Annotated in this window: 13 protein-coding genes; all 13 read right to left on the bottom strand. The window is 28.8% G+C overall.

The features are described 5' to 3' along the window. Window positions 1-426, bottom strand: a 426-nt coding sequence (locus DXN04_RS33470) for a hypothetical protein (protein ID WP_394337855.1), incomplete at its 3' end; no start/stop codon positions are given. A 273-nt stretch (window positions 427-699) separates the two neighbouring features. Next, window positions 700-1,083 carry a hypothetical protein gene (locus DXN04_RS33465; RefSeq protein ID WP_116857787.1) on the bottom strand — a complete coding sequence of 128 codons (384 nt, stop codon included), beginning with the start codon at window positions 1,081-1,083 and terminating at the stop codon, window positions 700-702. Continuing rightward, on the bottom strand, window positions 1,064-2,281 hold the full coding sequence (locus DXN04_RS33460) for an ATP-dependent DNA ligase (RefSeq protein WP_116857786.1): 1,218 nt from the start codon (window positions 2,279-2,281) through the stop codon (window positions 1,064-1,066). The genes DXN04_RS33465 and DXN04_RS33460 overlap by 20 nt, the downstream gene beginning before the upstream one ends. Beyond that, window positions 2,274-2,834, bottom strand: coding sequence for a hypothetical protein (locus tag DXN04_RS33455; protein WP_116857785.1), 561 nt, complete (start codon window positions 2,832-2,834; stop codon window positions 2,274-2,276). Before DXN04_RS33455 ends, DXN04_RS33460 begins: the two co-directional genes overlap by 8 nt. Further along, window positions 2,831-3,259, bottom strand: a complete 429-nt coding sequence (locus DXN04_RS33450; RefSeq protein ID WP_147320142.1) for a hypothetical protein — start codon at window positions 3,257-3,259, stop codon at window positions 2,831-2,833. The genes DXN04_RS33455 and DXN04_RS33450 overlap by 4 nt, the downstream gene beginning before the upstream one ends. Continuing rightward, window positions 3,201-4,412, bottom strand: a complete 1,212-nt coding sequence (locus DXN04_RS33445) for a hypothetical protein (RefSeq protein ID WP_116857783.1) — start codon at window positions 4,410-4,412, stop codon at window positions 3,201-3,203. The genes DXN04_RS33450 and DXN04_RS33445 overlap by 59 nt, the downstream gene beginning before the upstream one ends. A 106-nt stretch (window positions 4,413-4,518) precedes the next feature. Continuing rightward, the gene (locus DXN04_RS33440; protein WP_116857782.1) at window positions 4,519-5,538 is read right to left on the bottom strand and encodes a hypothetical protein; all 1,020 of its coding nucleotides are present in this window, start codon (window positions 5,536-5,538) and stop codon (window positions 4,519-4,521) included. Window positions 5,539-5,647: 109 nt separating this feature from the next. Further along, window positions 5,648-6,475: a hypothetical protein gene (locus tag DXN04_RS33435; RefSeq protein WP_116857781.1), complete on the bottom strand. Its 828-nt coding sequence runs from the start codon at window positions 6,473-6,475 to the stop codon at window positions 5,648-5,650. A gap of 78 nt (window positions 6,476-6,553) precedes the next feature. Next, window positions 6,554-7,486 carry a hypothetical protein gene (locus tag DXN04_RS33430; RefSeq protein WP_116857780.1) on the bottom strand — a complete coding sequence of 311 codons (933 nt, stop codon included), beginning with the start codon at window positions 7,484-7,486 and terminating at the stop codon, window positions 6,554-6,556. Window positions 7,487-7,538: 52 nt separating this feature from the next. Beyond that, window positions 7,539-8,915 carry a hypothetical protein gene (locus tag DXN04_RS33425; RefSeq protein WP_116857779.1) on the bottom strand — a complete coding sequence of 459 codons (1,377 nt, stop codon included), beginning with the start codon at window positions 8,913-8,915 and terminating at the stop codon, window positions 7,539-7,541. Beyond that, entirely contained in the window at window positions 8,912-11,215 is a 2,304-nt protein-coding gene (locus tag DXN04_RS33420; protein WP_116857778.1) for a DNA polymerase domain-containing protein, read from the bottom strand. The genes DXN04_RS33425 and DXN04_RS33420 overlap by 4 nt, the downstream gene beginning before the upstream one ends. After that, on the bottom strand, window positions 11,208-11,762 hold the full coding sequence (locus DXN04_RS33415) for a uracil-DNA glycosylase family protein (protein ID WP_116857777.1): 555 nt from the start codon (window positions 11,760-11,762) through the stop codon (window positions 11,208-11,210). The genes DXN04_RS33420 and DXN04_RS33415 overlap by 8 nt, the downstream gene beginning before the upstream one ends. Then, window positions 11,752-11,952, bottom strand: a 201-nt coding sequence (locus DXN04_RS33410; protein WP_158569298.1) for an ATP-binding domain-containing protein, incomplete at its 5' end; no start/stop codon positions are given. The genes DXN04_RS33415 and DXN04_RS33410, both read right to left, overlap by 11 nt.

Raw genomic sequence — 11,952 nt, 5'->3', positions numbered from 1 at the left:
ATATTGAAGAAGAACTCTAATTTTAATACTAACATTATTACTATATAAAACAAGATATCCAGCTAAATCATCATATTTTAATATAGTATCATTACTATTATCAATAACATAAAAAACTTCTTTAATATTAGTAGAAACAATACCAGTCTTAAAATTATAATAATAATTTTCTTTAATTTCTTGTCTATCTAGAAGTTTACGGTCAATATTACAAAATCCGGCAATATCATCCTTAAGTTTATCAGCAAAATGAATAATTATTTCATCATTTTCGATAAAATCATTTTTATGATAAAGAAGCCAAGTATCATAATTAGCTTTCATAATACCATCATGAAGGATATAACTAATCATAGAAGCAACTGTATCTTTACCGCTTCCTTTAAATCCTTTAATACCAACAATAGTAACTTTATTAATACTCATAATAATTTGTTTTTGTTTATCAAGACAAATATAAAAATATAATAGGAATTTACTAGTAAATATGATACTGAATTTAATGTTAAACATCATAGTGAGAATGACGCATTTTAAGGCTCACCATGACACGCAAATTTTACATGATAGATTAATCATTCTGATATATAAAATTGAATACAGGCAAAAAGAATCATGTCTACGAGCGTGTCATATACAATTTTACACCAATGTAAAACAGAAAAGCCTAGCACATCATATTGTGTACTAGGCTTCACCTTATTCAATATCTATATGATAAATAATACAAAAATCATTACGTTCTTCTACAAACTTAACATTAATATTAAAATCATCTTTAGACATAACAAAAGAATTACGTATTCTTGTATAGAGAAGTTTAATAACTTTATTAGGAATATATAATTTAAATCCAGTATTAGCATCTCGAACAATAGGAATGCCAATATCAACTTTATCATCATTATATAAAATCACATAAAGTTCATTACTTTTAGTTATATCATTATATCTAACAGCAAAATTATAACTTTTAGCATCATAATCAGTAAACAGAATAATAGATTTATAATAACAACTAAAATAAGATTTAGTTCTATCAAAATTATTATTTCTAATTACATTATAATCTAGTATCTCCATTTATAACAACAGTTTTAATATGAAATGGAACTCTAGCAACGCCACTTCGTTCGCCATATTCTATATGAACAGTTCTACCAATATAAGATTGAGAATCGAATAAAACTTCTTGTTGAACAATATGACTAACACTTAAACGAGTTTCAAATTTTTCATCATTAATATCATTTTTACAAAGAAGAATAGGTAAATCACGTTTCTTTTCTTTATAAATATCAAGAATTATAAAATCTCCTTCAGCAACACCTTTAAACTTCTCCATATAATTCGCTCTACGCCTACCATATTGATAATCAGTTTCAGCATTACGAAGTATAAGACCTTCAAATCCTAGATTAATAAAATGATTTCTAGCGTAAATAGCTTCATTATCATTAGTAATATGTTCACTAGGAAGAATAATCAATCGTTCTTTATTATTATAATGTTCTTTAATATTATTAAAACAAGCAGGCAATTTAATATGATAACGATATGTATTTCTATGAGTTTGATTACCTTCCATCATAATATCATAACACCAAAACTGAAGAAGTTTATTTTCAACACAATTAGCATCTTTAACAAAATGATTGATTTGATTAACAGTATAACCGGGAAGATAAACTTCGCCATCAAGTGCTGCAAATCCGTTAATCATATCGTCGATAATATTTGTATTAATAGTAGCAAGCAAATAATCTTCAAGATAGCCAAGAGTATGCCAAGTAAGACCTTCACGACTTTGGAAACGAAGCCTAACAGGTTTAAACATATCATTTTGAGTATAAGCAGTAACAATACAACGTAGACCATTAATCTTATACTGACCATACATACAACTGACTTTTTTCCAAACATTACCATTATACGTTTTAGCAAGCATTGGAAGTAGAAGATTACTGTTTCCATTACTAAGGTCTTTAGGTAGATAAGTATTTAGAAAATTAAATAGAGTATCATTATCTCCATCCTCCACGGGGGGTAAACCCTGCATATCACAAAGTTCATTAAGATATGTATATCCTTGTTTAATCTTATCATTATATCTACTTTCAAGTTCTTTTTGACCATCTTTTTGAGTAACAGCATAAACTTCTTTACGAATATTACCTCGTACAAGACCATAAAAAACAGTGATACTATTAGTACCACTGTCAAGTTCAGCCCACCAAACAGTAGGCACACCATTGTTATTTCTACGATAAAGTTTATTCATTATATTCACTTATTTTTAAACCATTAAATGCAAAACTAACAGCTTTACCACCTAGAAGTTTAGCTTTACGCTGAGCAATCGTTTCCTTTTTAGGCTTAATAGCCTTTGCAATACCGGTGCTAACATCAATGGGTTGACCTGTAAAGACATCTTTTGATTGATTAACTCTGCTAGCACTTCTAGCGCGTTTCCTTGGTTCTTTACTATAATATCGTACTGGGTTTCTTCTCTCGAAATCAAGATTTTTTTCATGTATATCAATAATTCTTTTAATAATAGTATTACGATAATCAATATAACTTTGAGCTTTTTCTGGATGATGTTCTAGAATAAGATAAGCTTTATCAAGAATATATTCAATACTAGAAAGAGTAATACGATAACCATAATTAATAGTTTGTCTAGGACGAGAACCATCAGGATAAATAATAGTACAATCTAAATCTTTAATATAAGATTCAATTGTATCAGCCATTGTAGATTTATCAATAACATAATTAATATATCTAATATCTCTATCATCTAGCTTTTCTTCATATCCTTTTATTATCATAGATTTTCTTTCTTACATTTATAAATAATAATACGAGTTGGTTTACCTATAAGACAGTGATTATATTTAAACCATTCAATAATATCAAATGTAGGATAAGTTTTAGCTATTCCTTCAACAAGAGCATAACCTTCTTGATAATTAAAATTACTATGAATAGTTCCACCGTTATCAGTATCAAGTAAGCTAAACTTTTTGATATATTCAACGTCATCATTAGAAGATAGATTAATTTCTCCATAACAATAAATATCTTTTTTATCAATACGTTTACCATCTACATTAATACATTCCCATTTATCAAGATTTTGTTCATCCTCTTCAGTAATTGGACGCATAACCGTATATGTAACACCAGCTAAACTTTTAGTATGGCAAAGTATTACTTTCTTCCGTATCCCAAGTAAATTCAGTTTCTTCTCCATAATTCTCTTCTATATATTTAACAACTTGCTGAGTTAGTTCATTAATAACATTTGTAGAATAACTACTTCTCAATTCTGCAAAATCTTTAACGCCAAGTTCTTTAGGAATAATAATAGGTATAATATCATAATCATTCTTAAGAATCACAGCTTCCATAAGACCAGTTCTATCATTATCCATAAGACTAATAAGAAAACCATTTCGATTAAGTTTACTACGAAGCCAATCATATTCAATTTGACGAAGTTTATAAGTTTCATGTGGAATATTAACAACACCAATAGTTTTAAATTCAAGGGTAGACCCCCTGTAGAGGATGGAATGATTAATACTCTTTAGATAACATTCAAGACTTAATCTATCTTTAGTAGATTTAGTTATAATAATAACGTCATAATTATCTAATTCAAGATTAATAATTCCTTCAATAGTATTACTATTAGTTATAAACTTAACTTCAGTTTTCTTATTTCTATTTGGAAAATACAGTTTAACATTAACTATTCCTCTTTTATCTTGTCCAAGAACGTAACCATAACATAAATCTGTTTTATCTTTATCGTAAAAATATTTAGGAATAGGATTAGTAGAACGATTAATATAAAATTGGTCAACAGGATAAACAAAATGAGTATTAAGAAAATTAAGATTAACACCAAATTGTCCCCAATACTTAGCATCTAAATTATTCCACGGACGAGTAACAAGTTCAATAATAGGTTTATGATTACGTACATTACTAATAGCCCTAGTAATACTATAATCGTTGTTTTCATCTTTATCTTGTCCATAAATAATATTTCTAAAAGTATAAGCAATATGTTTAAGAACAAATAGAAATTGACTTTTAATAGAAATATCAATTTGCTTATGAACAATTTCAGAGAGTACAGTTGCAGCAGCATCTATACAATCTCCCCACCAATATCCAGCAAAATCTCTTCCTTTAAGTTTATTCCTATTATCATATCTAAAACCAAAACTAGGATGAGTATCTTCACGAAAAGGACTAGATATAAATTCTCCTGTATCTATACAATGTTGTATATCTTCAACACTAATTTCAGTATAGGTACTAAAAATAGTTACTTGACTAACTTTAGAGAAAATATAATCTTTAGTTAAAATAGTATTATTAATATTTCTTTTCATAATATTTCTAATTTGACCTTTATCGTGAACATATAAAAAAAGAGGATTAGGTACTAAAATAGTACCCAATCCTCTTACATACAACTATTTAACTAACTTTAATTTTTTAAAATGGTAAATCTTCTGTTGGATTAACAAAAGCACCAGCAGCATCATTACCACCACCAAATGGACTAAAATCTCCACCTCCATTAAATCCACCAACAGGATTCATAGGAGCAGCAGTTTGAACACCGGGCATTACACCTACACCAGGCATAGCAACATTCGGCTGTTTAGCTTGTTCGGCAGATTTTTGATAAACAATACTTTCTTTATAAGGGTCAATATGAAGACTAGGAGCTGATTGTTCTTTATAAAGTTCAATAACTCCATCATTAATAAATGTAGGAAATCCTAAATCACCAAATGAGGATTTACTTCCAACAACAGCGCGCCATTTACCATCATTCTTAATAAAACGAAGAAGTTTCATCCAAATAGTAATAGGTTTACCTTTAGCATCTTTATAAACAGGTTTTCCATTATTGTTAAGTAACTTAACATAATTTTCAAACACAGTCTTATAACCAGCTATAACTTCTTCAGCTTCAACAGGTACATACTGCATATTTTCATCAAAATCTTCAAAAGATAAAGTAAGAGCATCAATTTCTTCTTCTGTTAAATCACGACCTTTAAGAACAAATACATTATATATATGTTTCATAAAGCGGAAAACGTTATCAACTTTCCAAGCACCTTTACCACCAGGAATAGTTTCAACATTACTTTCAACAGGAAGAAGACGTTGAGTTACATAACGACGTTCATTGATATTTTCATGATTACTAGCAAAAGTAAATGTAAGATAAGGAATACTCATACCAGCAAATGAAGGCATACCTTGAACATCATCTTTCAATGTAGCCCAGTCAACTTTAACATCTTCAAGATGACCAACAAACAAGCCATTAGCTTTGTTGCAATCAGTACGTTCATCAAACTTTTTACGAGTTACATCACGTAAATCGTTATTAATACCTCTACCTCTACGTTTTTTAGGAGTTTGTACTTCTGCATTAGCAGTTTGTTCAGCACTTGCTACAACAGTAGTTTCATTCTTAATTTCTTTTTCTGTCGACATAATTAAAGTAATTAAAAGAATTATTAGATAAAATAAGAGCTGCACTATTAGCAATACTAACAATGCAGCTCTATGTTCAAGATACTATATTTCTAGGACGAAGATTTGATTATTCAGCAGTTTCTTCTTTTTCAGATTTCTTACCAATACGGATAGGTTCTTCATCTTTATATTCGGTAAGCATTGCAATCTTAACAACAATATCTTTATGACCGTTATTAACAACAGCTTCTTGCAAGTTATCAATATCTACTGTATAAACACGATTCTTAGAAGTAGCTTCTTCATCAGTCATATCAGCTTTCAACTGTTTCCAAACATTAGAATCAGTAAAGTTAAGAGTTACACCAATACCAGACAAGGCAGCAGTATTAGCACACTTAGAACCTTTAATCTTAGCAACTTCATCACCTTGAATACAACTAATCAAAAGTTCTTTTTGTTCATCTTCTGTAATACCTTCACGTGTAAGAGCAGCTTTAAGTTCTTCATTAGAAGAAGATAAAGCACCTTCAAGAGTTTCTTGGAAGTAAGTATTAACATACTTAACTTTATCATTCTTAGTCATACGAACACGAGTAGTACAAGGATTACCATTCTTATCCAATTCAGCAATACCTTTAGCCAAAGCCCAAATATCAAATTCAGCATGAACAGCCATAGCAGCTTCGGGAGAATCAATATCCAAACCTTGTTCTTCACAGAAAGCAACAACTTCGGGTACTTTATTGATAATAGCATTATCAATGTTTGCACAGTTATTAATGAACATTACATATTCACCATGAGCAATGCCGAGAGCTTTAGAAACTTGGGCAGTCATACGGAAACTACCGGGAGTAGAAACAACTACCAATTCAGGTTCTTCACTAACTGCTCTTTGACCAGCATTAACAATACCCATACCAAAACTCAAACCTTTCTTAAAGTCTTTCATAATTTTTGTAATTTAAAAGTGAATAATATTAGTCATACGACTGTTTTGTTTAATAATAATTTCTCTAGTTTGTTTATGTTATTGAATTTCAGTAATATCAATAATATCTTCATTACTTAAATCAATACCTTGTATAGTCTTTAATTCTTCTGTGCTTAAACAGCCCATAATTAAATCATTAGCAATTTCACGAGCACCATAAACAAATGCTCTATGACTTATCATTATTTTAGGATATTTCTTATAAGTATCTTTTTCAAAACATCCAGCAACAATAGCATCTTTATAAGTAAACTCACCAGTAGCAACCATATTACGTTCTCCAATTTTACGATAAAAACGATAACTAGTAATATAATCAATAGGAACAGCAGGTATTCTATAAACAGGAACTTTACCAGTAGAAGCAATTTGTTTAGCTTCAGCAGTATTAGTAGCTATTTCAAACTTACCATTAAGTTGATATTCTTTATATACATTACCATTATAATCTTTATAATATTTAACAGGATAAACATATATATGTTCATGGTCTTTATCTTCTGCATTTTTAGTTTGTGCCTCTTTGGGAGTAAGACACTTAATACAGTCAGATGGAAGTTTATCTTCATCATAAGCATTAAAGCCATCTGTATATTCGTACAGAGCGCGATAATTATCTACTTTTTCCCAACTCACGCTGCCTTTGACAAGTAATGCCTTAATAATGTGAACATCAATACCTGTTTTACCTTGAACTACATGAATATGTTCAATGCAAGTAGAAAATGGAAGTCTAAGGTCTTTAGCTCTCATTGCAATAGCAAGACCATCTTCAACAGACTTAATACCACATTTATCACTACGCATAACACGTTTGATAAATACTTCAAGACTTGCAATTTCAGCTTCACTCATATAATTAAGCTGATATGGAGCAACAGAATGTTGAACACCATGTTGTTTTTCAATACCACTATTACTAACAGCAACAGTAGTATCATTAACTTTAACTTCTTTATCTTCGTCCATTCTATCAAAGAGCGATTTTGATTACACAACAAATGTAACTATTATATTTATACTAGCAAACAATATCATCAAAATTTTGAGCACTAATATCAGAATTAACATTCTGTATAACTTCATGGTTAACCGATAACTTTTCCTTTTTAAGACTTGCTTCCTCAATAGTACCAGCTATATAAAGTTTATGTACTTTAAGTTTTGATTGACTACAATTAACATTATTATAACGATAAATAAGTTCATCTATTGTATCACATAAAGATGAGGTTAAAATCCATTCGTCTACGCTTATTTCTAGGCTGTCAGTTGAATTATTTTTTATGGATAATACTCTTAATAAGCCATCATTAAAAGACTTCAAATTCAGCGTGGAAATAGCCTTAGATTTGACGATTCTTGGCTGTCCTTTCTTGCTTCCTGTCTTATACAAAACAGGAATACCATTATCATCAACTAGAACTTTATCTTCAATCTTATCATGGTAATCACCACAAATTTCACCTAATTTATCATTAATATATTTAGTTACAGTAGCAGCATATTCACCTCTCTTACTAATAATAAGAAATCGTTTGTCAGGATTATCTTTAATAATTTCAACTATCCTTTCTAGCTTACAAACATTATCAGAACATATAAGCATACGTTCACGAACAATATTATAAAAAGTCTTAACTCGTTCAGCAAGAACAAGAGGATTATAACATTCATCAATTTGTTTACTAAAAGGATTAGTCATATCCATATCAGCACTCCATCCATTATATTCAGCTATTTCTGTAATATATTGCATAGCACTACGTCCGTCTTGAGTACCATTTCGAGCACATTTAATATTATCAAGATTACCAAATACTTGAATAGTCTGAGTAATAAATTCAGTATATTTATCGTAATTAGTAATATCTTCTTGACTAGTAAATAAAATCTGCTCTCTGTGTTCCTCTACGGGGAGTATGGCTCGCATACCACTAGAATTTAGAATATTATTAATAGGTGGAATATTATTATAAATCTTAGTTAACTTAGAAGTATCAATAGTTTTTTCAGTTAGAATCATAAGTTTAAATCTAGCATGATTAAAAACTGTATTACAAGATAAATTCCATTCGTTAACTCCAACAACAATAGAAATATCATAACTATAATTATATCTACTATTAACATAAGTATGAGTAAGAATATTAATAGTATCTATATTTATATTATGATTTTTAAGACTATCAACAATTTCAGTTCTTCTTTTCCAATTATCTGTAACAATAAGTATTTTAATATTATCATTCTTATTTCGCATAAGACTAATAATTCTACTTATAATTTCACAATAATCAATAGGAGGAACACAATTAATAGTTCCAATACCTTTATATTCTTTAGAACCCCATTTGTTAATTAGTTTATCATAAGTTTCTTCAACTATATTTCTCATCCAAAATCATCTTCATTAAAAATAGGATTATACATACCGCTATATTTTTTAATTTTACTTTTACCTTTTCCTTTAGGAGAAATCTTAAGTTTAATAGGATTAATAACTTTCATAGCTTCTTGATAATAAAATTTAAAATTAATATCTCTAAGAGAAATATCTTTATCATCAAGACTATTAATAACCGTTACAACAGAACCAGCCGCCATTCTACTACGAGAACCATTATCATTATGAACTTTCTCAATAATATAACCTCTATTAGAAACATAAAATCTAACATATCTTTGACAAACAACATGAGTAACTTGCCCATTTTCAATCTTAGTTTCTTCTACATGAAATTGTCTACCTACATTTTGAGTAAGACAAAAGTCAAGAATATTAGTAGCTTCTTGAAGAGTATCCATTACAGGTTTATTCTTAAGAAAATAGTTTTCAATAGCTTGAGCAACAATAGGCATAGAATAACCTTTAGTTAAATCTAGAGAATACATCATAGGATTAAGAGCACCTTTAGATTCAATTTTAAGTTTACCTTTAGACCTAAATTGAGTAATATAATTATTAACATCACGAGCTATAAGACTATGAACAACATCACTATCTGCTTGCATTCCAGTAATATTTTGCCACCAAGTAGTAATTTCTTTAAATTTATCTTCTTGACTAGCATAAACTTTTACCATAATACCATCAGTATTAGCACTAATAATATGAATATTATCTAGTTCAAGAGCTTCGCATAACATGAGAAGCATAAGTTGTCCATTAACAGTAACTTTAAGAACAGCAAGACGGTCATATAAATCTCCTTTTTCAAATCCAAGTTTACCATAAATACTATTTATGACAATCTTTAGAACTAAAGCAAGAATATCTTTAGCAATTCCATCTATGTATTCTTCTTCGCTATGTTTCACATCAACACGTTTTTGTTTCATCCAACTAATTAAATTACAAAAAGCATTTGTATCAATATGAGCAGGAGCAACTTTATGAACACCTATTATACTAGGATAAAAACTAGCAACATCAAAATGATAAATGGTAAAAGGTTTACCCCCCGTGGAGGATGGAGTTAAGTAATCACCATAAGGAGTAGTTGAATATAACTCCATAGGAACATCTTGACTATGTAAACCTCCAGTTGCAAGAGTATAAGTTATATCTCCAATTTTAACATTCTCACTAAAGGCATCTTTATTAACTCTATAAATTGTAGTTTTATAAAGTTTATCAAGTAAATCTTGAAGTTCTTTAGTTTTAAACTTAATAAAAGGAAAAATAACCTTTTTAAAACTCATAGCAGTTCTTTCAGTTTTCTTACCTTTCCATTGTTCAGGAGCAAGACCACTAAATTTACTATAAAATTTCTCAAAAAGAATATCAGCAGTTTTACTACGACTAGAATTAAGAACATCAACATCATATGCTTTACTAATAGCATAACGAGATTTAATTTCTTCTGGATAAAGACGAACTATTTCAGCTACAATAAAAACATCATTAAGATTATAATACATCATAGGTTCAATATATTCGTCAAGAATAAATCTATCCCATTTATCAACTAGTTTATTAAGCTGATTAATATTCATTCCTTTAAGATTAGGAATTTCATTATATAATTCAGCTTCTTTTTCATTAATGTCAGGAAGTTCATATTCTAGAAGTTCATACCATTGAAGATTAATAGAAGTTTGCTTTAAACCTTTAGGAACAGGTTTACGTTCACCTGTTTTACTATCTACAACTACACTTGCTTTATTAAGAGCAAATATACGCATTACATCAACACCTGTAAATGGTAGTTTATATTTTCTAAGACTATTAAGATAAAAATCAGTTCTAAATTTATCTTTATCATCTTGACTAGAAATAATAGTTTTACTAGTTTCATATAACTTATTAATAAGTTCTTTCGTACTATTCGTACGCATATAAAAACTAAGTAAAGCAGCAATCATAAGATTATCATAATTGAAATTATTAAATCCATACAAGTCAGTACGAATAATATTTCCATTAGAATCTTTATAGCATCTAGTCTTATTAATATAACCTATCATAGAAAGTAATTGACTATCGTCTTTATCTGTTATATAAAATTTATATTTTTCAACAGTTTCAAGACGAGCTTTAATTTCTTCAACAGATAGCTTTTGAACTAAAGGAATAGCTTTTCCATTACTATCAACACAATCTTTAAAAACTTTAAGATAGCTATTAATGCTAACAAAAGTAATAGAGAAGAAGTTTCTTAATACTTCGACATCATAAGCTATACAATTAATCATTTATAAAATTTATGCCATAATTATTTCTATTTTCATTAACCCAATTAATATCATCAGCAAAACGCTGTTTAAATATACGATAAAGATTATTATCTTTAAATTTAATAAGAGGAGAATAATTACTAAATACATATTTACCACCAGTAGCTATAAATCTAGGAATAGGATTATCGCTAATACTACGATAAGCATCACCAAATATAAATAGATATTTATAATTAATTCTAGCTAATTCTTTCCATAGAATATTACGACATTTATCAACAGCAGTAAGATAAGTATTATAATTATTAGAACAAGCACATTTAATACTATAAGTCATATAAACATCTTCGGTATTATTTCGTCCAGAGTATTCATCGTAAAGATTACCAATATCAGTAAATAATTGATAATCATCACAATAAACTCTATCACCTCTAGGAAATAGGAAAACAATATCTCCATGAATACTTCCTCTACCACCTTGTATATATTTACCTGTATTAAATATACGATTTGGACATCTTTCACAATCAGGATATTCGTCAACAGTTTTACTTGCCATAAGATAATACTAATTGATTACTAGCACGAGAACAAGCAACATATAATCTACGAAGCATTTCATCTCTATTAGTATAAGGATGACCATATTTATCATAAATCATATCATTAATATCTACAAATACATTTTTATAAGTAGAACCTTGTGCTCTATGAGAAGTAATTGCAAAACCATAATCTAAATCTCTACT

This window comes from Chitinophaga silvisoli (genome assembly GCF_003412465.1).
In the GTDB taxonomy this organism is placed as follows: Bacteria; Bacteroidota; Bacteroidia; order Chitinophagales; family Chitinophagaceae; genus Chitinophaga; species Chitinophaga silvisoli.
Note: the sequence above shows the minus strand (reverse complement) of the source record. Positions and strands in the feature narration are given on the sequence as shown.